21 protein-coding genes are annotated in these 20697 nt (G+C 72.9%); 3 read left to right on the top strand and 18 right to left on the bottom strand.

What is annotated here, in order from left to right; genetic code table 11:
- Window positions 1–6: 6 nt before the first annotated feature.
- The 7 genes from tsaD to BN4252_RS08985 are packed head-to-tail and all read right to left on the bottom strand — an operon-like array spanning window position 7 to window position 4986.
- Window positions 7–1053, bottom strand: a complete 1047-nt coding sequence (gene tsaD, locus BN4252_RS09015) for a tRNA (adenosine(37)-N6)-threonylcarbamoyltransferase complex transferase subunit TsaD (RefSeq protein WP_066529670.1) — start codon at window positions 1051–1053, stop codon at window positions 7–9.
- Window positions 1050–1529, bottom strand: coding sequence for a ribosomal protein S18-alanine N-acetyltransferase (rimI, locus tag BN4252_RS09010; protein ID WP_066529663.1), 480 nt, complete (start codon window positions 1527–1529; stop codon window positions 1050–1052). The genes tsaD and rimI overlap by 4 nt, the downstream gene beginning before the upstream one ends.
- The gene (gene tsaB / locus BN4252_RS09005; RefSeq protein ID WP_066529661.1) at window positions 1526–2167 is read right to left on the bottom strand and encodes a tRNA (adenosine(37)-N6)-threonylcarbamoyltransferase complex dimerization subunit type 1 TsaB; all 642 of its coding nucleotides are present in this window, start codon (window positions 2165–2167) and stop codon (window positions 1526–1528) included. Before tsaB ends, rimI begins: the two co-directional genes overlap by 4 nt.
- Window positions 2167–2676, bottom strand: coding sequence for a hypothetical protein (locus BN4252_RS09000; RefSeq protein ID WP_066529659.1), 510 nt, complete (start codon window positions 2674–2676; stop codon window positions 2167–2169). The genes tsaB and BN4252_RS09000 overlap by 1 nt, the downstream gene beginning before the upstream one ends.
- A 39-nt stretch (window positions 2677–2715) precedes the next feature.
- Window positions 2716–3201 carry a tRNA (adenosine(37)-N6)-threonylcarbamoyltransferase complex ATPase subunit type 1 TsaE gene (gene tsaE, locus BN4252_RS08995; protein WP_066529657.1) on the bottom strand — a complete coding sequence of 162 codons (486 nt, stop codon included), beginning with the start codon at window positions 3199–3201 and terminating at the stop codon, window positions 2716–2718.
- Window positions 3198–4295 (bottom strand): alanine racemase, encoded by a 1098-nt coding sequence (gene alr / locus BN4252_RS08990; protein WP_066529653.1) that lies wholly within the window; start codon window positions 4293–4295, stop codon window positions 3198–3200. The genes tsaE and alr overlap by 4 nt, the downstream gene beginning before the upstream one ends.
- A 34-nt stretch (window positions 4296–4329) precedes the next feature.
- Window positions 4330–4986, bottom strand: coding sequence for a hypothetical protein (locus BN4252_RS08985; protein ID WP_066529652.1), 657 nt, complete (start codon window positions 4984–4986; stop codon window positions 4330–4332).
- Window positions 4987–5074: 88 nt separating this feature from the next.
- On the opposite strand from BN4252_RS08985, the gene BN4252_RS08980 reads away from it, so the two are divergent.
- Window positions 5075–5929 carry a poly(ethylene terephthalate) hydrolase family protein gene (locus BN4252_RS08980; RefSeq protein WP_066529650.1) on the top strand — a complete coding sequence of 285 codons (855 nt, stop codon included), beginning with the start codon at window positions 5075–5077 and terminating at the stop codon, window positions 5927–5929.
- Window positions 5930–5944: 15 nt separating this feature from the next.
- Here BN4252_RS08980 and BN4252_RS08975 read toward each other — a convergent pair whose 3' ends face one another.
- The 10 genes from BN4252_RS08975 to eccCb all read right to left on the bottom strand — a co-directional run bounded on the left by BN4252_RS08975 (window position 5945) and on the right by eccCb (window position 16674).
- A complete protein-coding gene (locus tag BN4252_RS08975; protein WP_230208617.1) occupies window positions 5945–6214 on the bottom strand; it encodes a hypothetical protein in 270 nt (89 codons plus the stop codon).
- On the bottom strand, window positions 6214–8091 hold the full coding sequence (locus BN4252_RS08970) for a hypothetical protein (RefSeq protein WP_066529638.1): 1878 nt from the start codon (window positions 8089–8091) through the stop codon (window positions 6214–6216). Before BN4252_RS08970 ends, BN4252_RS08975 begins: the two co-directional genes overlap by 1 nt.
- Complete coding sequence (locus tag BN4252_RS08965) at window positions 8088–8402, bottom strand: hypothetical protein (protein WP_066529633.1); 315 nt, start codon at window positions 8400–8402, stop codon at window positions 8088–8090. Before BN4252_RS08965 ends, BN4252_RS08970 begins: the two co-directional genes overlap by 4 nt.
- A 131-nt stretch (window positions 8403–8533) precedes the next feature.
- Window positions 8534–9877: a phosphoglucosamine mutase gene (gene glmM, locus BN4252_RS08960; RefSeq protein WP_066529630.1), complete on the bottom strand. Its 1344-nt coding sequence runs from the start codon at window positions 9875–9877 to the stop codon at window positions 8534–8536.
- Window positions 9878–10013: 136 nt separating this feature from the next.
- Window positions 10014–10580 (bottom strand): 30S ribosomal protein S9, encoded by a 567-nt coding sequence (gene rpsI / locus BN4252_RS08955; RefSeq protein WP_066529629.1) that lies wholly within the window; start codon window positions 10578–10580, stop codon window positions 10014–10016.
- The gene (gene rplM / locus BN4252_RS08950) at window positions 10580–11023 is read right to left on the bottom strand and encodes a 50S ribosomal protein L13 (RefSeq protein ID WP_066529627.1); all 444 of its coding nucleotides are present in this window, start codon (window positions 11021–11023) and stop codon (window positions 10580–10582) included. The genes rpsI and rplM overlap by 1 nt, the downstream gene beginning before the upstream one ends.
- 243 nt (window positions 11024–11266) lie before the next feature.
- On the bottom strand, window positions 11267–11551 hold the full coding sequence (locus tag BN4252_RS08945; protein ID WP_066529625.1) for a WXG100 family type VII secretion target: 285 nt from the start codon (window positions 11549–11551) through the stop codon (window positions 11267–11269).
- Between the two features lie 32 nt (window positions 11552–11583).
- On the bottom strand, window positions 11584–11901 hold the full coding sequence (locus BN4252_RS08940) for a WXG100 family type VII secretion target (RefSeq protein WP_066529618.1): 318 nt from the start codon (window positions 11899–11901) through the stop codon (window positions 11584–11586).
- Window positions 11902–12025: 124 nt separating this feature from the next.
- Window positions 12026–12952 (bottom strand): type VII secretion-associated protein, encoded by a 927-nt coding sequence (locus tag BN4252_RS08935; protein WP_066529616.1) that lies wholly within the window; start codon window positions 12950–12952, stop codon window positions 12026–12028.
- Window positions 12949–16674, bottom strand: coding sequence for a type VII secretion protein EccCb (gene eccCb / locus BN4252_RS08930; protein WP_066529613.1), 3726 nt, complete (start codon window positions 16672–16674; stop codon window positions 12949–12951). Before eccCb ends, BN4252_RS08935 begins: the two co-directional genes overlap by 4 nt.
- A 226-nt stretch (window positions 16675–16900) precedes the next feature.
- On the opposite strand from eccCb, the gene eccD reads away from it, so the two are divergent.
- Window positions 16901–18235: a type VII secretion integral membrane protein EccD gene (gene eccD, locus BN4252_RS08925; RefSeq protein ID WP_066529610.1), complete on the top strand. Its 1335-nt coding sequence runs from the start codon at window positions 16901–16903 to the stop codon at window positions 18233–18235.
- Complete coding sequence (locus tag BN4252_RS08920; protein WP_066529609.1) at window positions 18235–19401, top strand: S8 family serine peptidase; 1167 nt, start codon at window positions 18235–18237, stop codon at window positions 19399–19401. The genes eccD and BN4252_RS08920 overlap by 1 nt, the downstream gene beginning before the upstream one ends.
- Here BN4252_RS08920 and eccB read toward each other — a convergent pair.
- Entirely contained in the window at window positions 19398–20645 is a 1248-nt protein-coding gene (gene eccB / locus BN4252_RS08915; protein ID WP_078056874.1) for a type VII secretion protein EccB, read from the bottom strand. The genes BN4252_RS08920 and eccB overlap by 4 nt on opposite strands.
- Between the last annotated feature and the right edge of the window lie 52 nt (window positions 20646–20697).

Here is a 20697-nt window from a genome sequence, read left to right as displayed (position 1 = left end):
CATGCGCTAGACCAGCGGCACGCCCACGTCCAAGCCCGTGTCGGTGCCGACCCCCAGGCCGGACGGCCGCCCGCCCGCGCGGATCAGCTGGGCGGCTAGCGCCGCGATCATCACCCCGTTGTCAGTGCACAGCCGGAACCTGGGCACGCGCAGCTCGATGCCCCGCTCCGCGCAGCGCTCGGCAGCCAGTTCGCGCAGCCGCGAGTTGGCCGCCACCCCGCCGCCGAGCAGCAGCGTCGACGCGCCCGTGTCCTCGCACGCTATCACCGCCTTCGCGGTGAGCACGTCGCATACCGCCTCCTGGAAGGACGCGCACGTGTCCTCCACCGAGATCTGCTCGCCCGCGCGCTCGGCTGCCTCAACGTGGCGCGCCACGGCGGTCTTCAGCCCGGAGAAGGAGAAGTCGTAGCGGTGCTCGCCGCGCAGGTCCTCGGCGCGGGTCAGGGCCCGCGGGAACGCGACGGCGGCGGGATCGCCCGCGCCCGCCAGCCGGTCCACCACTGGCCCTCCCGGGTAGCCGAGGCCGAGCAGGCGGGCGACTTTGTCGTAGGCCTCCCCGGCTGCGTCGTCAAGCGTCGAGCCCAACTCGCGCATCGGCGTACCCACGGCCTCCACCTCGAGCAGCTGCGTGTGCCCGCCGGACACCAAAAGCGCCACCGAGTGCGGCAACTCCGCCTCCCCGTCCAGGTTTGCCACCGCCACGTGCCCGCCGAGGTGGTTCACGCCGTAGAACGGCACCCCCCACCCAGCTGCGTACGCCTTGGCCGCCGACGCCCCCACCAGCAGCGCGCCGGCGAGCCCCGGGCCCACCGTCGCCGCGACCGCGTCCGGCTTTTCGATGCCCGCCTCAGCGAGCGCCGCCTCCATCACCTGCGGCATCGCCTCCAGGTGCGCCCGCGACGCGATCTCCGGCACCACGCCGCCGAAGCGGGCGTGCTGCTCCATCGAGGACGCCACCTGGTCTGCAAGGATTTCCATGGTGCCGTCGCCTCGCAGACGCACCACGCCCACCCCGGTCTCGTCGCACGAGGACTCGATGCCGAGCACGATCATTGACGCTGCTCCCCTTCCCGTTCGCTCTTGCGGCGGCGCATCATCGAATACGCGTCCGCACCGGAGGGCTGATAGTAGCCCTTGCGCGTGGCCAGCGTGAAAAACCCGACGCTTTCGTACAACCCGATCGCGGGCGCGTTGTCGGTGCGCACCTCGAGGAACACCGGCCCGTCCAATAGGTCCGCGGTGTGCAGCAGCTGATCCAAAAGCGCCCGCCCCAGGCCTCGCCCCTGGTGCCGCGGGGCCACGCCGATGGTGTGCACCTCGAACTCCGGGTCGTCGCGCGGGCCCAGCATCGCCAGCCCGGCGTACCCCGCGAGCTCGCCGCCGTCGAACGCGCCCACATAAAAGGTGTGCGGCTTGGCAAACTCCGCCGCGAACACGTCGCGTGACCACGGCCCGTCGCCGGCGAAGAGCTCGGCTTCGAGGTCGGCGACTGCGGGTGCGTCGCCAAGCGAAAGCTCCCGGAACCTCACGGGATCGCGGGGGAGGTGGGCTTCGCCTTCGGCTCGACGGCGTCGGGGCGGCGCAGGTAGTGCGGCACGAGCGGGCCCGGCTCGGCGGAAAAATCCGCCGCGCGCAGCAGGCCGAGCGTGTTCGGTGAGACGTGCCGCACCTGCCCCGCCTCCACCTCGAGTTGGCCAGCGAGGTGCGGCGGCACGCTCACCACATCCACGCGCTCGACGGGCACCGCCCCGGGCGCGCACACGCCCGGCCCGGCCACGCGGCGGCCGCGCTCGTAGTGGGCCCAGTACACCTCGCGGCGGCGCGCGTCGGTGACCACCAGCACGCGGCCCGCCTCAATCTGCGCCGCGACCGCGTCGTGCGTGACCACCCCGTGCACCGGCACGCCGAGCGCCTGGCCCAGCGCGGACGCCGACGCCATGCCCACCCGCAGCCCGGTGAACGGGCCCGGGCCGCAGCCCACCACCACGGCGCCGAGGTCGCCGAAGCCAACTCCCGCCTCCGCGAGCACAGCCTGGACCGCCGGCATCAGGCGCTCGTTGTGCGCCCGCGTCTCGGTGATCGACTCAGCGAGGGCTTGTTGCTTGTCGACGTCCCCGACGCCAACCACCAAATCCCCCGTCGCAGTGTCGATCCCCAGGGCCAGCATTACTGGTTGATCCCGAGCGCCCAGTGGCCGTCGGTGTAGAAGAACGGCAGCGCGTAATCAAGCTGGTAGCTGTCGGACTGCGGCAGGGTGCAGATGTCGATGTCCTTCAGGGCAACCTGGTCCAGCACCACCGGCGCGGTCTGGTCCTGCGGCAGCAGCACCATGTAGCCGTACGCGCCGTCAAGGTCCGGGGCGTTGTCGGTGAGCTCGAAAGCCTCGAGCTTCGCCTGCTTGAGCTGCTCAGGCTCGCCCGGGCAGAGGGTGGTGTAGCCGGCGAACTGCTCCGCGTCGTACACCCGCGCCGGGCTGACCAGCTGCGCCACCGAGGCGCCGCCCGTACGGCTGACGCTCTGCATGGTGGTAGCCAGCGAGTTCGTCGGCGCGACCTGCGCCTCGCGGGAGTCCGCGGGGCGGGTCATCGGGATAAAGATCAGGCCGGCGAGGATAATCAGCCAGGCCACCACGGCGAGCACAAGCCACTTGCGCTGGGAGTTCGAAAGTTTGAGCATGCGCTCTACCCTACCTTCCCCCGGCCCGCCTCACGCAGCTCACCCGGCGCGCCAAGAGATGATCCGCCCCTCCGATTCGGCGTCCTCGCGCACCAGCGTCTCGCGGTCCAGCTGCACGAACAGGTAGCGCTCCGCGATCTGCTCGACCAGGCCGCCGCCCCACTCGGCCACCACTACCGCGGCATCGAGGCCGGTATCGAGGTCCAGGGCGTCGAGCTCGCCCAGCGGGTCGCCGAAGGATCCTTCGCCGATGAGCCGGTAGGCGTCCACGTGGATCAGGGCGGGGCCATCGCCGAGCGGGCGGTGCTCGCGGGCGATGACGAAGGTGGGGCTGGTCACGCGGCCGCGCACGCCCATCCCCTCGGCGATGCCTTGGGTGAACGTGGTCTTGCCGGCGCCGAGCGGCCCGTCGAGCACCACCACGTCACCCGCCTCCAGCGCGCGCCCCAACTCCGCGCCCAGTTGCCTTGTCGACGCCGCCGTGGGGCAGACGCGGCTACCCTCCGCGGGAAATTCCGGTGTCACTGAGCTGACCCCTCCAGTTCGATGTATTCCCGCCGCGTGCGGCCCTTCGGCGCACACACAATTTCGTAGTCGATGGTGCCCACGCGGCGGGCGAGCTCCGTGGCGGACACGCCGCCAGGGCCGAAGATGACCGCCTCGTCGCCGGCGCGCACGCCGTGCTCGTTGGCGCCCAGCCACACCACCATCTGGTCCATGCACACCCGCCCCACCACGGGGTAGCGCCGCCGGCCGAGCGTGACCTCCAAGTGCGGCTGCCACGCGCGCGACACCCCGTCCGCGTAGCCGGCCGGCACCAGCGCGGTGTAACCCGCCGCCGGCGCCCGCCACGTCAGCCCGTAGCTCACCGGATCTCCCTCGCCGACGCGCTTCACCGCCAGCACGGTCGCGACCCAGCTCATGGCCTGCGCGAGCCCGTGATCCTCGCCGGGGACCGGGTCGAAGCCGTACAGGCTGATGCCGGGGCGCACCTGCTCGAAGTGCAGGTCGGGGCGAGACCACGTCCCGGCCGAGTTGGCCAGGTGGTTGCGCACCGGGTTCAGGCCCGCCGCGCGGGCGCGGGCGATCGCGGCGCGGAACCGCTCCCCCTGGGTAGAGGTGTATGGCTCGCCCGGGGCATCGGCGTGGGAGAGGTGGCTCATCAGCCCGGCGACCCGCACCTTTCCCGCCGCCTCCGCGGCCGCCGCCTCGGCGAACACCTCGCCCCACTGCTCTTCGTCGAAGCCGGAGCGGTGCATGCCGGTGTCCAGTTTGAGGTAGATGGTGGGGCTCAAGGGGGCGTCGATAAGCATGCGCAAATGCTCGAACGTGGGCACCGCGAGCTCAACCCCCTCCGGCACCTCCTCGGTGGGCGACCACAGCCACGCAATCACCGGCTTGTTGGTCAGCGCGCGCACTTGGCGGGCCTCCGCGAGCGTGGCCACCCCGAACGCGTCCGCCCCGTGCGCCTCCATCACCGGCACGCAGCGCTCGACGCCGTGGTTGTACGCGTCCGCCTTGACCACGCACACCAGCTCCGCCGAGCCGGCACGCCGTTTCAAAGCGGCGGTGTTGCGGGCGATTGCGTTGAGGTCAATGCGCGCGGACAGGATGTGCATGGTGCCCCATTGTGCACCCGTAAGCCGCCGCGGCCTACAGCAGGTGCACGACGCCGAGCAGGGTGAGCAGCGCGGCCACCGCCCACGTCGCCGCCGAGGACACGGTGCCCGGATTCGCGCGAGCCCAGTCGAACGCCCGGCCCGCGGCGCTGTCCGGGGCGCGGCGCACAAGCCCGACCAGCAGCGCGGCGGCGGTGGGCAGGGAGAGCGCTACCGTGGCGTAGAGCGGAATCGCGGCGTACCGGGCCGCCGCCCCCACCCCGGACGCGGACAGCAGCGCGAGCCCGCCGTAAAACGGCGCCGAGGTGGCGGACTGGATCACGCCGAGCACGAAGCCGGTGGCCACCGTGAGCGCCGACGGCGTGCGCAGCGGCCGCAAAATGCGTTCGACCAGCGCCGAATTATCGCCGCCACGCACCGCCAGCAGGGCAGTGACCACGCCGGTGGCGATGAGCAGAAGCCCGAAGATCGGCCCCTCCACCACCCGCTGCACCACAGGGCCGAGCCCGTCGAAGATGACCAGCATCACCAGCGCGAGCCCCGCCACGCCCAGCCAGTCGCCCGCGATCAGCAGCCCGGTCGTCGCGGCGTAGCGCCCCCCGCGCGGCGACACAATCCCAACCGCCGCGACCACCGCAATAAGTAGCAAGTTGATCGAGTCAATGAAAGCGAGGGAGAGCGCGCCGAGCACGCAAGCCACCCTAGACCATGCCCCAACGCGGGAAGAAGCCCCGCTTCTCCGCGGCTCCCGCGCCGCGCGATGAAGTAGACTCTCCCGCGTGTCTGCGAACTTGAAGCAACTTTCGGATCTGTCCAACCGCGGCCCGCACCACGTGATGGAGGGCGACCTCGGCTACACGGGTCTCCCGGGCAAGGTGTATGCCCCGGCTAAGGGGCGCGACCTGCCCGCAGTCGCCTTCGGCCACGACTGGCGCCGCGACATCAGCGCCTACGAGTCCACGCTGCGCCACCTGGCCAGCTGGGGCATCGTGGTGGTCGCGCCGGACACCGAAACCGGCCTGAACCCGGACCACCGAGGCTTCGCAGCGGACCTCGAGACGGCGCTGCAGATCGCTGCCGGTGTGCGCATCGGCAACGGCAACATCACCGTCTCCCCCAACAAGCTCGGCCTGGTGGGCCACGGCATGGGCGGCGGCGCGGCGGTGCTGTCCGCGGTGGACAACGAGAAGGTGGGCGCGGTCGCGGCAATCTACCCCTCCAACGTGGCGCCCTCCGCTGTGGAGGCTGCCCGCAACCTCTTCCTGCCGGGCCTGATCATCGGCCCCGGCGAGGACGCGGACGCGCTGTTTTCCCCCGGCAACCCGGCCAAGCTGGCGTACAACTGGGCGGGCAAGGCGGCCTACCGCACCGTGAAGAAGGGCGACCAGGAGGGCTTCTCCGAGGACAGCCTCGGTTGGCGCCTGCTGGGCCTGGGCAAGTCGGACCGCAAGAACCAAACCACGGTGCGCGGCCTGGTCACCGGCTTCCTCCTCCACCAGCTCGCCGACGAGAAGAAGTACGCGGCGTTCTCCGACCCGGAGGCCTCCGGCAAGAACGTCGAGTCCCTCACCGGAGACAAACTGGCCAAGGCCGCCGGCCTGTCGCGCGACAACAGCGCGTTTTCCCTGTTCTAGCCGCGCGTAGGCCGGTTAGCTGCTGGCGGGCCCGTATCCGCCGGGGCCTTCCCGCCGCAGCACGGATTGCACCTGCCCCTTCGAGCGGTCCTTGCGCCGCGGCATGCCGTATTCGCCGCGCGCCACCGGCATGGGCTGGCGCTGCGGATACATCTCGCGCGAAATCGCCTGCTGCTTCGCGGCGACCTCCATCTTGCGCTGCGTCTCCGCCACCAAGGCTTCAAAGTCCTGCATCCGCTTCGCCGTCCGGCGCTGATACATCTCTGCAAATTCCAGAAAGTCCACTACCACTGCCCCGCTTTCTTAATCCCCCACGTTGCGCTGCCTTTTCCTTCAATGCGCGCGTGCGCCCCAGAGCTTAGTGCAGGTTCGGGCCCTTTGCTTGTCGACGCCCCCTGCCCACCATTCCCCGCCCCCTGCGCCGCAACATGCGCCACCTTCTCCGCCGGCGGGGCGGGCTCCGGGACGCGTGCGAGCTCTGGCGGCGGGGCGGCAACCTGCTGTTGCGCTGGCACCGTGTCCGCCGGCGGCGGCGGCGCGGGGCACGGCTCACTCGGCGGCGGTGCGGGCGGCGCTGGCGGCGCGGGCGGCTCCCCACCGCCGCCCGGGCAGGCGAGGATCTCGTGGATGCGGTTTCGGAGGTGCTCGATGCCGCCCATCACGGCAGTCGCCCCACTTTGCGCCCACGGCCCGATGATCGTCCGCAACCCCTCCCCCGCGCCGGCCGTGCGGAACAGCTCCGCCACGCCGCCGTCGAGGCACCCGAGCGACGCGTTGACCGTCGCCTCGAGGGTGAAGTCGAACGTGATGGTGAGCCCGCGGCCCTCGGCGGCACCGCTCGGCCGCTGGGGCAGGCGCTCGCCCGTTGCCGCGCCGTCCACCCGGTTCGCGGGCGCCTCCGGTGCCGCGCCGTTCTCCCCCGGCGCCTGCACGGCCCCCGGCGCCTGCGGCTCAGGCCCAGCGCACCGGCAGAGCCTCTCGTACGAGGGGGCGCCGCCGGTGCGCGCCGGGGCAGCACCGGATCGGGCGGCGGCGTCGGCGGAGCCCGGCAGGTCGGTTCGGCTGGCCGCCGGCGGCACCGTCGTCGCCGCGGGGGCGGCGGGCGTCTGCGCGGATGTCACGCTCACGCCCGGCGCGCCACCGGGGCCCGGCACAGCTGGTGCCTGCGGCGTTTGCGGCACCTGTGGCACCTGCGGCACCGCCGCGGCCGGGGTCGTGCCCGCACCCGCCGCGGAAACCGGTGCCTGCGCACCGGCCGCGGCCTGCGCCGGACCAGCCGGACCAGCCTGACCAGCCGGACCAGCCGGGCCCGGGCACTCGGACACAGGCGCGGGGGCGGGGGGCGTGCCACCGGCTGGCGGCGCCACAGGCGGGCCGGCGGCGGGCGGGGTGACGCGGGTGCCGTCACCGGGCGGGTGCCCCGTGCAACGCTCCGTGCCCTCCGCGCTCTCCGCACCCTTACCGCCCTTACCGCCCTTACCGCCGTCATAGCCGACGGGCGGCGCCGGGCGCCGGCACGCGGCCGCGCCGATGCGCTCGGCGATGCGCCCGAGGATCGCGCGCACCGTCTCCACGCCGTCCTTTACCGCCTCGGCAGCCGCGCGCAGGCCCGCCACCGCCATCTCCGCCGCCATCTTCACCAGCTGCGGAACGCCTGCACCCAGCGTCATCCTCAGCAGCCGAAGTGGCGCCTCGAGGATGAGGCCGACGGCCACCGCCGTCGCGCCGAACACTTTGTCCACGGCGCGCGAGCATGCGCGCATCTGCTCGCCGGTGCCCCGCGCCTCGACGAAGAACTGCTGCTCCGCCTCCGCATCCCGCTTGTCGCGCGCGACCGCCCCGATGGAGGACAACCAGCGCCCGGCTGACGCGGGGTAGCAGGCCGCGGCGCCGTACTGGGCGGCGTCGAACTGGGCGGCGCCGAACCCCTCGTCGCCGAGATTGCGCGAGGCCCCGTTGAAGTCCCCCAGGTCCATGCCGCTGAAGTGGGAAAGGTGTTTACAGATATCGTCGCCAAGCAGGCGCGCCTGCGCCTTCGTCGACGCGCCCGCGCCCGGCGCGACCGTGACCAGGCGGCTCACCTCGGTAACCTGGCGGTGAAGCTGCGCCACCACCTCGTCCTTGGGGGCGCGCGACGCTACTGCGGTAATGATCACGCTCACAGCCCGCTCACCCCGCCGAGCTCACCGGCCGAATCGGCGTCGGCGCCCTCAACCACGTGCGAGAGCTCCACAATGCTGCGCCAATTCTGCGTGCGCACCGCGAGGAAATCGTGCGTGGCCTCGTGCAGCTCGTCGAGCGCCGCGGCGATGCGCGCGCCCTCCTGCGTAAAGCCCGCGCCGAACGCGGCGGGCGCAACCGGCACCCGGTTGCGGTCGAGTGCGCGGGCGGCGGACTCGTAGGCGTCAATAGCCGATCCGTAGTGCGCCCGCAGTTGCGTGGTGTCGAGGTCGGGCCCCTCGAAAGCGTCCATAGTCTCCCCCATGTGCTCGGGGCCGCGCGCGGCCCGGTCTGAAAACGGTTGCACGTATTCAGACTCCCCCAAGCACCCCCCGGTTCCATCGGCGGACGAAAAACTTTCCGCCCGCCCGGTCGGAGCCGGCGCTACACGGCGGCGACCACCGCGGCAAGGCGGCCCGCCACCTTGCGGGCGTGCTCTTCCTCGGCCGCCTCCACCATCACGCGGAACAGCTCCTCGGTGCCGGACGGGCGCAGCAGGACGCGGCCGGAATCCCCGAGCTCCGCCTCCGCCTGCTGGATCGCGGTCTGCACCTCCTCGGCCTCCATGATTGCCCCCTTGTTGGACACCGGCACGTTGATCAGCACCTGCGGCAGGACGGTCATCACGCCCGCGAGCTCGCGCAGCGTTTTCCCGGTTTCCGCCATGCGCGCCATCAGCATCAGGCCAGTCAGGGTGCCGTCGCCGGTGGTGGCGTGCGCGGGCACCACCACGTGCCCAGACTGCTCGCCCCCGAGCGAGTAGTCGCCGCGCCCCAGCTCCTCGAGCACGTAGCGGTCCCCCACCGCCGTCTCCTTGATCTCGATGCCGTGCTCGCGCATGGCCAGCTTCAGGCCCAGGTTGCTCATCACGGTGGCCACCAGGGTGTTGTCGTGCAAGGCGTTGCGCTCCTGCATGCCCGTGGCCAGGATGGCCATGATCTGGTCGCCGTCCACGATGGTGCCCTCCGCGTCCACGGCCAGGCAGCGGTCCGCGTCGCCGTCGTGCGCAAGGCCCAGGTCCGCGCCGTGCTCGACCACGGCCTGCTGGATCTGCTCCATGTGGGTGGAACCGGAGCCGTCGTTGATGTTGAAGGCGTTGGGCGTGTTGAAAATCGCGGTCACATCTGCGCCGGCGGCGGCGTACGCCTTGGGCGCCACGTCGGAGGCTGCGCCGTTGGCGCAATCCACCACCACCTTGATGCCGCTCAGGTCGGCGCTCACTGCCGCCTTCAGGTGCGCCAGGTAGCGGTCCTGCGCGTCGACCGCCTCCTCGATGACGCGGCCGATGGCGGTGCCGGTGGGGCCGGTCTCAGACAGCTCGTGCATGGCCGATTCGATCTCGTCCTCGAGATCGTCGGGAAGCTTCTTGCCCCCTGCCGAGAAGAACTTGATGCCATTGTCCGGCATGGGGTTGTGGGAGGCGGAGATCATCACGCCAATGTCCGCGCCGTAGTCGTCGGTGAGGAAGGCCAGCCCGGGGGTGGGGATCACGCCCACACGCAGCACGTCAACGCCTTTGGATGCCATGCCCGCCGCCATCGCCGCGGCGAGCATCTCGCCGGAGACGCGCGGGTCGCGCCCGATCAGCGCCATCGGCCGGCGCCGCCCGGAGGCCCGGTCGCGGGTGAGCACGGTCGCGGCTGCGGCGCCCAGCTTCATCGCCAGCGGCGCCGTCAACGCCTCGTTGGCCAGCCCGCGCACGCCGTCCGTTCCAAAAAGTCGAGTCATGGGTGTCCATTATGCCCGAGGGCTTTTGCTTCTCGACGCTCCCCTTCACGCCGCCACCCACCCCCGCACCAAACACCACCGCCCCCTGCGGGCACCGGAGGAGGTGCACGTAGGGGGCGGCGTGAGCGTGAGCGGATTAACGCTTGGAGTACTGCGGCGCGCGGCGGGCCTTGTGCAGACCAGCCTTCTTGCGCTCCACGGCACGGGCGTCACGGGTGAGCAGGCCGGCCTTCTTCAGGGTCGGGCGCTCCGCCGGGTTGTAGACGTTGAGTGCGCGGGCGATTGCCAGGCGCAGGGCACCGGCCTGGCCGGTCGGGCCGCCGCCGGCGATGTTGGCCTTGATGTCGAACTGGCCCTCGCGCTCAAGCAGCGTCAGCGGGGTCAGGATGTCCTGCTGGTGCAGCTTGTTGGGGAAGTAGTCCTCGAAGTCGCGGCCGTTGACGGTGATCTTGCCCTCGCCCTCGACGACGGTCACGCGGGCGATGGCGCGCTTGCGGCGGCCCACGGTCTGGATCGGGCCCTCGTGCAGCTGCGCCGGCTCGGCGGTCGCCGCAGCCTCAGTCTCGTCGACCTCGGGAGCGATGGCGTCACCGATGGTGTAGTTGAACTCCTCGGTCGCGGCGGTCGCAGCGTCGATGTCGGCTGCGTCGGCCACGAAGTCGTCGGCGACGTTGCCCTCGGTGTAGTTGTTCGGCTCGGTCATTACTGTGCCACCTGCTTAAACTCGTAGGTTTCCGGCTTCTGAGCGGCGTAGGGGTGCTCGGAGCCGACGAAGACGTGCAGCTTCTTGATTGCCTGGCGGGAGAGGCGGTTGTGCGGCATCATGCCCTTCACAGCCTCCTCGATCACGCGGTCCGGGCGCTCGTCGAGTGCGCGGCCCAGGGTCATGGACTTCAGACCACCCGGGTAGCCGGAGTGGCGGTAGCGCATCTCGCGCTCGCGCTTGTTGGACGAGATGTGGATCTTGTCGGCGTTGATCACGATGACGTGGTCGCCGGTGTCAACGTTCGGTGCGAACTGGGGCTTGTGCTTGCCGCGCAGCAGGTCTGCGACGGTGGAAGCGAGCTTGCCCAGCACCACGTCGGTAGCGTCGATGACGTACCACTGGCGGGTGATGTCACCGCTCTTCGGGTGGTAAGTAGACATGCATGACTCCTTTAAAGTCTGTCTAGTGGCTGCCGGCCATAGCGGTGTGCCCCGTCCATCCCCGTCGGCGGCCGGTGGAGACCCGGCGGGGGACGCGCTAGCCCGGGGTAACCCGGCCCGGCACGGCACACAGGGGTACGACTTTACGGCACCTCGCTGCTCAGCTCCAAAACGCAGCGCCCCGCCCGCCCGCGGTGGTGGCCGCGGAACGGGCGGGGCGCCGGTGGACCCCAGTGCGGGTTGCTAGCCCCAGCTGTTGGCGGCCGCCGTGTTCACGGCCATCATCTGGTTGTTGCCCTCCTCCACGGTGTCCGAGATCTGGTTGAGGATGCGGTTGAGGTCGGCCGCGGCCTGGTCCCACTTGGCCTGGTGAGCGCGGTAGCTCACGGCGGCCTCGCCCTCCCAGGAGTCGGTCATCGGCTTGATCATGTCCTTCAGGTCGGCGAGCTGACCGTCGATGCGGGACGCGGAGGAGCGGATGTCCGAGGCGGCGTTGGAGATCTGGGCGAAGTTGTACTTGATCTGCATGCGAGTGTGTCCTTTCGTGGGAGCGTTTTTGGCTAGAGCGCGAGGCCGGAGGTGGCGGCGAGGCGGTCGAGGCCCTCGGTGGTGGTCACGTCGGTGTTCTCGTAGTGCTTGGCGTTGTCGCGGATGTTGCCGGAGATGGAGGTCAGCGCTTCGGTGAGGCGGCGCTGGGCGTCGTCGTAGCGCAGCATCAGCTCGTCGAAGCTCTGCTGCGCGCGGCCCTCCCAGGACCCGCGGATTGACTGGGCGACGTCCTGGATGCGGTCGATCTCACGGTTGACATCGGCGTTGACTGCGTCCGCGTGGTCCGCGGTGGAGCGCATGACGTCGGCTTCGGTTGCGAATTGGCTCATGGTGATTCCCCCTCGAGGTTGAAACGGTTGAGAACAGCCGGACCGTTCAAGCGGTGAACTGTTCATGTATTTGACTGCCAAAACCGCCCCCCGGTTCCATCGGCGGCGAAAAAATTTTCTGCCCTTAAGAAACGGGCCGGTAGGAGGCGGAATCCATGGCCATGCGGCAGGTTGCCTGCTGCACCTGGGTGGGCGTCGTGCGCGTATGGCAGCCGACGAAGATCTGCCGGTTGCCGGCCGGCCACGTGCGCCACAGCACCTCCGAGCCGTCCCCGGGCAGCTCGCGGTACGTCAGCTTCTGCCCGTCCACGGCCACCAGCTCGGCCCCGGGGTCCGCCTCGAGGTCGCGCCGCAGCTGCTCGGCCATGGCCTCGGGCGGCAGGTTGTACAGCTCGTCCACCGCGATCTCGAGGCGGAAGTCCGGGTCGAGCCCGGTGGCCCGCCACAGCTCGCCGTCCGGCTCGAGGGTGAACCCCGCCGGCAGCTCCACGTGCAGGCCGTCGCGTTGGAGGACCACGGTTCGGGGAGGGGCTTCGTTGCTTGTCGACGCCTCCTCCACACCGCCATCCCCCTCAGCCGCCGCCCCACTCGCCATCGCCGCGGTTTGGGTAACCGTGGTCTCGGGCGGCGGCGCCGGGTCGGGCGGCGCGTGCAGCGTGCGCGTCGTCGCGGCCACGGCCACGGCGCACGCGGCGGCCGCGGCGGCCACCACGGCGGCCACGGCCCACACCGCCCAGTCGCGCCCGCCGGGCTCCTCGCCGGTGGGGCGGTGCAGTTCGAGAGCGGGGGAAGGTGGGTCGGGTGCGTCGACAAGCGAAAGCTCCTCGCAGGTCACCGCGATCCCCGAACCGGCGAGAGCGGCCTCGATCTGCGCGGCGCGCTCCGGCTCGGCGCACAGGTGCACCCGCGCGCCGGCGGTGTCTGGGCCGAGGGCGGTGCGGATCTGGGCCGCGATGTCGCGCGGCGACGGCGCGTCGAAGCGGTGCAGGTTCAGCGCGCCGGAGAACACGGTCGCGGTGTCGCTGGCGGTCACCCGCAGCTCGGCGCTCACAGCGCACTACCCGCCGGATAGGGCGCAGCAACCTGCACCGCGCCGACGATCTCCCCGCCCTGCACCAGGGTTGCGCGCCCGGGCGCGAGCGGGCCGGGGCGCACGCCGAACACGGTGCCTTCCTCGCGGGTGCCGTCCATCACCAGCACATCCGGGTGCGCGTCCTTCAGCGCGCCGAGGAAGCCCGAGAACAGCGCCCGGGACACCCCGCCGAACTTGCGGGCGCACACCACGTGCAGCCCGATGTCGCGCGCGTGCGGGAGCAGCTCGGTCACCTCGCGCAGCACCGGGTCGCCCACCAGGTCGAAGTCGTCGATGACCAGGTAGATATCCGGCCCCTGCCACCAGGAGCGCGCCGCGAGCTGCGCGGGCGACACGTCCGGCCCCGGCAGGCGGCCGCGCATCGTGGCCGCCAGCGCCTTGACGGCATCCGCGATCGCGCCGGCCTGCGCAGCGTAGAACGCCACCATCTCCTCGCCCGCTCGCCCGAGGTGGGCGCGGCGCGGGTCCAGGATCACCATGCGCGCCGACTCGCGCGGCATCGCCCCGACCGCCTCGATCGCGGCGGCGATGAAGGTGGACTTGCCCGCCCCGCTCGCGCCGATGGCCAGCGCGTGGCCCGACGCGCAGTAGACGGGTCCCAGGCGCGGCCCGCCCACCCCAATCGGGAGCCGGGGCGGGTCGCACAGCAGCCCCCGCACCTCGACGTGGGCCGGAAGCACCTTCAGCTTGGGCACCGACGGCTGGCCCGCGGTGGCGCGGGCGACGTGAGCGAGGTCCTCCGCGCTCGTGCGGGCGAACAGCACCATCTTGCCCTCCGGGCTCAGCCCGATTCCCGGGCGCGCGGGCAGGGCGCCCTGCGCCTTGCGGTCGATCAGCGAGTCCATGGGCTCGGTGAGCTTCAGCTCGAAGCGGGTGCCGATGAGATCGCGCACACCCGAGCGCACCGCGCTCCAGCGCTGGGTGGTCAGCACCAGGTGCACGCCGGCAGCCGGCCCGTCCGAGGCGATGCGGGCGAGCGGCTCGCGCAGGTCCTCCAGCTTGGAGTCGGGGGCGAGCAGCGCGTGCCAGCCGTCGACAAGCAACAGCGTCCGCCGCGCCGGGGGCTCGGCGGCGTCGATGAGGGCGAGCACCTCGTCCACCACGCGGCGCACGCGCTCCTCGTCGCCGCGCGCCGCGGTGCCGGCCACGTGCGGCAGCACCTCGAGGCCCGCCAGCCCGCCGCTGCCGGCGTCGATGGCGTAGATGGCCACGCTGTCAGTTGGCTGGGTCAGCGCCACCGATGCGGCGAGCGTGCGCAACGCCTCCGACTTGCCCGTCTGCGGCGCGCCCGCGATGGCCACGTGCCCGCCGGCCGCGGCCAAGTCGATGCACAGCGTGTCCTGGCGCTGGTAGTACGGCTCGTCGAGCAGGCCCACGGGGACCTCGAACTCACCTTCGGGCGCGCGCTGGTGCACGGCGTGCAGGCCCAGGGCCTTGGGCAGGGGCGGCAGCCACACCTTGTGCGCGCGCATCCCCTCCGCCTCGGCGAGCGCAGCGGTGACGCGCACCACCGCATCGAGCACCGTGACCGAGGGATCCTCCACCACGGTCTCGTCGCGGGCCTTCTCGCCGGCCGCATCGAGGGCGAGCTGCTCCGCGTCCCACCACGTGAACTCGCGCACCTCAGCCAGCGGTGCGGGCGAGGCACCCGCCACCCGGCGCGGCAGCGGACCGGAGACGTAGGCCGCGCGGAAGCGCACCAGGTCCGGCGACGCCGCCTTGAGGTAGCCGGACCCCGGCTCGCCCGGCAGCTCGTAGGCGTCCGGCACGCCAAGTACCTGGCGCGACTCGGCGGCGGAGAACGTCTTCAAGCCGATGCGGTAGGACAGGTGGCTGTCCAGGCCGCGCAGCTTGCCCTCCTCCAGGCGCTGCGACGCGAGCAGCAGGTGCACCCCCAACGACCGCCCCAGCCTGCCGATGGCCACGAACAGGTCCGCAAAGTGCGGGTGCTGGGACAGAAGCTCCGAGAACTCGTCCACAATCACCATCAGCGCCGGCAGCGGGGCCAGCGGCTCGCCGGTGTCCGCGTGCGCCGCCCCCGCGAGGCGGGCGGCGGTGTAGTCGGTGATGTTGGCGTAGTTGCCCGCCTTGCGCAGCAGCTCCTGGCGACGGTGCATCTCCCCGGAAAGCGCGTCGTACATGCGCTCCACCAGCACCGCCTCGTCCTCCAGGTTGGTAATCACCGCCGAGGTGTGCGGCAGCCCCTCGCAACCAAGGAAGGTGGCGCCCCCCTTGAAGTCCACCAGCACCAGGTTCACCTCATCAGGCGAGTGGGTGGCGGCCAGCGCCACCACGAGCTCCCTGAGCAGCTCGGATTTGCCGCTACCCGTCGCCCCGATGCACAGCCCGTGCGGGCCCGCGCCGCCGTGCGCCGCCTCCTTCAGGTCCAGGTACACCGCCCGGCCGTCCGGGGTGGCGCCGATCGGCACGGTCAGGCGCTGGCGGGTGCCCTCGCGGCCGGGCCAAAGACGCGCCGCGTCCCCCGGCGCCGCGGGCCCGCCCCCGTCGATCCCAGGCAGCTCGCCCAGGCGGTCCAGGCCGAGGATGGACAGCACGCCGCCGCCCTCCCCCGCTCCCGCGCGCTCCGGGCGCCGGTAAAACGCCAGCCGGCGCGCCACGTAGGCGGCCTCGGCCTCGGCGAACGCGTCCGGAACGCCGAGGCGCTCCGGCCCACGGGCGGTCAGCGCCACCAGCTCGTCGGCGCACACCAGGTGGAACGCGTCCTCGTCGCCGCAGAAGTCCGGGTCCGGGTGGAAGGTGATCACGCAGTCGCTCTCCTGCGCCGCGATGGCCGCGGCCACCGCGTGGGAGGGCGACGCCTGCTGCGGGGAATTGGGCTGCAGGGAGGCGTCGACAAGCGAAATGCGAAACTCGGCGCGCTCCGGCGAACGCGCGTGCGGCAACCACTTCACCCACCCGAACCCCGTGCGCGAGGCGTCGATGCCCACCAACTCCGGGCCGTGGAAGAACGCGAGCTGGCACGCGATCGAGCGCGCCACCTCCGCCGCGCGCGGACCCGCCAACGTGACGGCGGGAAAAGACGCGAGCTGCACCACAATCGGCATCCCGTGCACCGCGCCCACCGCCGCAACCGTGCGGCGCAGGCTCACGGCGCACACCGGGTCCAGGTCCTCCGGGGAGCCAGGCTCGTCCACCTCAACCGGCGTGCACAGCGCCGCCGCGCCCTCCCCCACGCGCACCTGCAACGCCTGCGGGTCCGCCCCGGCGCGCTCCCACACCCGCTCAGTGGCGGTACCGGTGGCCAGAGCGCCCGGCGCGGGGTGGAGGTACGTGAAGTGGGCGCGCTGGCGGTCCGCGTTCGCCCGCGCGCGGCCGGCGAGGGCGTCGAGGTGGCGCAGGTAGACGCGCCGCGTCTCGTCAATATCCCCCTGCTGCTCGGGCGGGTTGAACATGGCCACCAGGCCCACCAGCATCATCAGCGGAAACACCAGCATCATGGGGCTGACCCCGCGGCCGGAGAGCGCCATCAACGCCATCACCGCGCCGATCGCCACCACCATCACCACCGGGATGACAATGCGGATGATCGGCACCGGCGGGGCCCTCTGCGCCCCCGGCACCCCCCCCCCGCGCAGCGCCCCCGCGGGCCGCGGCGGCGCGCCGTCCGCGGGCTGCTGCGCCGCCGGTGCAATAACTGGGTTGTAATCGAGTCCGAGCATGGTGGTCGCCCGCCCCTCACGTGATCCGCGCGCCGTGCACCCCGCGGACGCCGACTCCCCCGAGCCGGACCCCCTCCCCGCGGGCAGCGTGCGCCTGGGATTCTAGGCCAGCGCGGCGCCGGTGTCGCCTCAACCGGCCGAGTAGACGGCGCAGACGCGGTGCGCCATACTGGTGCCCACAGCGCGGCGAAACGGGGGTCCGCGCCGCACGAACCGGGGGTTTTCCATGGCTGCTGCGTCAGCCCACCACGTTGTCCGCGTCACCGTCCGCCTCAGCGCGGGCGCCGTCCACCGCGACATCGACGTGTCGCTGCCAACCGCGTCCACGCTCGCCGAGGTCCTGCCCGAGCTCAGCCGCATGATCGACGTCCCGCGCGTGGACCGGCCGTGGTGCGCGTCCACCGCGGCCGGCTCGCCGCTTGATATGCACACGCCGCTGCATGAGCTCAGGCTTTTCGACGGCTCCCTCATCACCTTCCACCCCGCCGAGCCGCCCGCGCCGCCCGTGGTGCGCGACGCCGCCGAATCGCTCACCGCAGTGGCGGCCGGTGCCCGCGAGGTCCGCGGCCTCGACGCCGCCGCGGGGCTCGCGGGCGCGGCCTGCGCCGGCGTTGTGGCCAGCCGGTTCGCGGACGGCCCGGCGGCGCTCCCCGTCTCGTTCGCGGTGGCGGCGCTGTGCGCGCTCGCCCTGGCCGGGGCGGCGAGATCGCGCGCCGTGTTCTCCGCCGCGCCGCTGGCGGCGGGCGCGGCCGCCGGGGCGTGGGTGGCGGGGCCGCGCGCCGAGTGGCTCTCCCCCGCCGATCCCGCGCTGGGCGTGCTGGCGGCGGCGCTCGTGGCCACCGCAGCCGTAGCCGCCGGGGCGTGGATGCGGCTCGTCGGCCCGGCCGCGGTGGCGCTGCACCTCACCTGCGCGCTGCTGGCCTCCGCCGCGGCGGCCGGCGCCTGGTTTCCCGCCCCGACCGCGCCAGCCGCGATCGCAATCCTCGCGGGGTTATTCCTGGTCATGGCCACGCCGTCCGTGGCCACCCGGGCCGCCGGGCTGGCTATCCCCCGCATCCCCACCGCCGGCGAGGAGTTCGCCCACGCGGACGGGTACCAAGCGGACGTGGACGAGCGCAGCGCCCGGGCGGTGCGCATCGCCGCTGCCGTCTCCGCGGGCGTGGCCGGGTGCCTCATCCCCGCCTCCGCAGCGCTCGCCTTCGCGGCCGCGCCGAGCGGGTGGGCGTTCGCGCTGCTGCTCAGCACCGCCGGGGCGCTGGCCCTGCACGCCCTGCGCCAGCACTACCCGGTGCCCCGGGCGGCGCTCGCCGCCGCCACGCTGTGCGCGGTGGCGGGGTGCGCGGTGATCGCCGCGCGGCCCGGCGCGCACCCCGCCTTGGCGGTGATCGCTGCCGGCGCGGCGGCGCTGATGGGCACCGCCCCACTGTGGGCGACGCACCTACCCAAGCTGGAGCCCACCACGGTGGTGTGGTTCGAGCGGGCCGAGACGGCGGCCATCATCGCCGCGGTCCCGCTCGCCGTCCACCTCACCGGCGTGTTCGCCGCGATTCGGGGGCTGTGATGCGCCGCGCCGCCCGCCTGCCCGCGCTGGCACCGGCGCTGGCACCGGCGCTGGCGCTCGCGCTGACCCCGCCCGCCGCGCGCGCCCAGGAGCTCCCCGCCGCCGAGGACGCCTGCGCCATGCCCGCGCGCGTCGCCGCCGCCGACCTCCCGGCTCCGGACCCGCAGCTCGCGCAGCTGCGCCGCTTCGCCACCGGGGCCGGGGTGCGCGTGGCGGTGATCGACACGGGCGTCGCCCCAAACCCGGAGCTGCGCCGCCTCACCCCGGGCATCGATCTCGTTGACCCGCAGGCGCCGGACCCGCTGTTCGACTGTGACAGCCACGGCACCGTGGTCGCCGGCGTGATCGCGGGCGCGACCCGCGGCATCGCCCCGGACGCCGAGATCCTTTCCATCCGCCAAACCTCCATGCGCGCCCGCCAGGCTGGTAACTCCCCGGGCGGCGCCGGGTCGCTGCAGACCCTGGCGGACGCCATCCACTTCGCGCTGGACCAGCGCGCCCGCGTGATCAACGTCTCCGTCGTCTCCTGCCTGCCGCCGCAGCTGGCGGGGCGGGTGGACATGGGCCCGATCCGGGCGGCGCTCGCCCGCGCGGAGGCGGAGGGTGCGCTGGTGGTGTCGGCGGCGGGCAATGCGTCGGAAAGCTGCGAGCCCGGCTACACCGTAGTGCCCGCCCACGAGCCCACGGTGCTCGCGGTCGGCGCGCGCGACGGGGACCACAGCATCGCGGCGTACTCCCTGCCCGTGCCCGGCCCGTCCGTCTCCGCGCCCGGGCTGGTGGAGGCGGCGCTGGCCTCCGACGGCTCCGGCTGGGCGGGCGGCACCGCGGGCGGCACGGGCCCCCAGAACACGGTGCAGCCGTACATCGGCACCAGTTTCGCCGCCCCCGCGGGCTCCGGCGCGGCCGCCCTGCTCATCCAGCGCTACCCGCACCTTTCGCCCGCGCAGTTGCGCGCCCTGATCCGCGCAGCCGCCCAGCCGGGCGGCGCCGCGGTCGAACCCCTCGCCGCGGTGGAGCAGCTGCCGCCCGCTGCGATCGCCCCGCGCCAGTTAGCGGTTGGCACCAAGCCCGCACTGGAGTCGGCCGCGCCCGCCCGCTGGTTGCGGCTTGCCGCCGGGCTCGCCCTCCTCGCCGCGTGCGGGGCTTTTGCTTCCCGACGCCCCTAGTACGCCGGCGCCAACGCCGCCTCCCGCGTCAACTCCTCGCCCTCGGGCAGCAACGACAGGACGGTCCAGGGCACCTCGTCGGTCCGCGCCGCGCCGACGGCGGCGAGGGTGTCCGCGTCCGGCACCGGGTGGCGGATTCCCGCCGCCGACACCACATGGAAGCCGTGGCCGGAATCCACCGCGACCGCACCCGCGCGCAGGCCCGCGAAGTGGGTGGCGGCGCCGTCGCCGGGCAGCTCGACGGCCCCCGCCGCCGCCGCGTCGAGCGGGGCGGACGCGCCCTCGCCCTCCGGGCCCGCGCAGACGGCGCGCTCGCCGGGGTCCACCCACCGCGGGACGTCGGCGGGCAGCCGCAGGTCGAGCGGCGGGTCCAGGTCGGGGTAGGCGGCGAGCTCGGCGGGGTCGGTGTCTTTGACGGGGGTTGGTGGGAAGGTGGCGTCGATAAGCAATTGCCCCTGCAAGGCCGTCACGGGCTGCACCGCCGCGCCGACGAGGATCCACCAGCCGTCGCCGGTGCGCAGCACGCGCGGCGGCGGGGACGGCAGCGCGAACGGCGGCTGCTCGCGCACCGCGTTCAGGACCTGCGCCGGCGGGCGCCAGCGCGGGGTGGACGCGTCGATGCCCAGCGCCCGGCGCATGAGGCGGCCCGCGGGATCATCCGCGCTGGGCAGCTGGGTGCGACCCGCCGCGGTGACCACCCACTCGCGGCCGTCCGCGGCGGCGAGCACCGCCTCGTCCCCGGCCAGCTCGGCGGGCGCGTCGCCGGCGCGCACCACCACCCGCGCGCCAGCGGCACAGACGGACCACGCCTCCGGGCCCGACTCGGCCGGGGCGAACAGGCTGGGCGCGGCCGGGATGCCCACGGGCACGCCGCGGGCCTGGGCGGCGAGGAACTCGTCGCCGGCGCGCTCGGGATCCGCCGGGGCGCCCGTGATCAGGCGCGCGGAGGTCAGGTTGGTCACCGGGTGCAGCGCGTCCCCGGCGCGCACGTAGAGGGTGCCGTCCGCCGCGCGCAGGATCGGCGCGTCGCCGGGATCCGGGTTGGGCCGCATCCAGGCGAATAGGCCCATCACGCCGGCAATCATCGCCACGGCGATCAGGCCGAAGATGGTGGCGCGGCGCCTCGACCCCAGCGGGTCGTGGATCATGCGCACGTCGCCGAAAATCAGTCCGTGCTCGACGCGGCGGCGCATGAACCTGTGCCCCGACACCTGCGTCTTTGTGGTTGGCAGAAGCTTCGCCATCACGTACCCTCCCCCGAGTGTGCTGCGCACAGCCTACAACGCCAGCGGCGCG

Source organism: Corynebacterium bouchesdurhonense, from assembly GCF_900078305.2.
In the GTDB taxonomy this organism is placed as follows: domain Bacteria; phylum Actinomycetota; class Actinomycetes; order Mycobacteriales; family Mycobacteriaceae; genus Corynebacterium; species Corynebacterium bouchesdurhonense.
The sequence above is the reverse complement of the archived record's forward strand: the minus strand, read 5'-3'. Positions and strand labels throughout refer to the sequence as shown.

What these genes read in the sequence shown, in the direction of transcription:
- eccD (WP_066529610.1), top strand. Translation starts at nt 16,901, where the DNA reads ATGGCTGCTGCGTCAGCCCACCACGTTGTCCGCGTCACCGTCCGCCTC.
- tsaB (WP_066529661.1), bottom strand. Translation starts at nt 2,167, where the DNA reads ATGCTGGCCCTGGGGATCGACACTGCGACGGGGGATTTGGTGGTTGGC.
- BN4252_RS09000 (WP_066529659.1), bottom strand. Translation starts at nt 2,676, where the DNA reads ATGCTCAAACTTTCGAACTCCCAGCGCAAGTGGCTTGTGCTCGCCGTG.
- eccCb (WP_066529613.1), bottom strand. Translation starts at nt 16,674, where the DNA reads ATGCTCGGACTCGATTACAACCCAGTTATTGCACCGGCGGCGCAGCAG.
- tsaD (WP_066529670.1), bottom strand. Translation starts at nt 1,053, where the DNA reads ATGATCGTGCTCGGCATCGAGTCCTCGTGCGACGAGACCGGGGTGGGC.
- BN4252_RS08965 (WP_066529633.1), bottom strand. Translation starts at nt 8,402, where the DNA reads ATGGACGCTTTCGAGGGGCCCGACCTCGACACCACGCAACTGCGGGCG.
- glmM (WP_066529630.1), bottom strand. Translation starts at nt 9,877, where the DNA reads ATGACTCGACTTTTTGGAACGGACGGCGTGCGCGGGCTGGCCAACGAG.
- BN4252_RS08920 (WP_066529609.1), top strand. Translation starts at nt 18,235, where the DNA reads ATGCGCCGCGCCGCCCGCCTGCCCGCGCTGGCACCGGCGCTGGCACCG.
- rplM (WP_066529627.1), bottom strand. Translation starts at nt 11,023, where the DNA reads ATGTCTACTTACCACCCGAAGAGCGGTGACATCACCCGCCAGTGGTAC.
- rpsI (WP_066529629.1), bottom strand. Translation starts at nt 10,580, where the DNA reads ATGACCGAGCCGAACAACTACACCGAGGGCAACGTCGCCGACGACTTC.
- BN4252_RS08940 (WP_066529618.1), bottom strand. Translation starts at nt 11,901, where the DNA reads ATGAGCCAATTCGCAACCGAAGCCGACGTCATGCGCTCCACCGCGGAC.
- alr (WP_066529653.1), bottom strand. Translation starts at nt 4,295, where the DNA reads ATGCACATCCTGTCCGCGCGCATTGACCTCAACGCAATCGCCCGCAAC.
- BN4252_RS08945 (WP_066529625.1), bottom strand. Translation starts at nt 11,551, where the DNA reads ATGCAGATCAAGTACAACTTCGCCCAGATCTCCAACGCCGCCTCGGAC.
- eccB (WP_078056874.1), bottom strand. Translation starts at nt 20,645, where the DNA reads ATGGCGAAGCTTCTGCCAACCACAAAGACGCAGGTGTCGGGGCACAGG.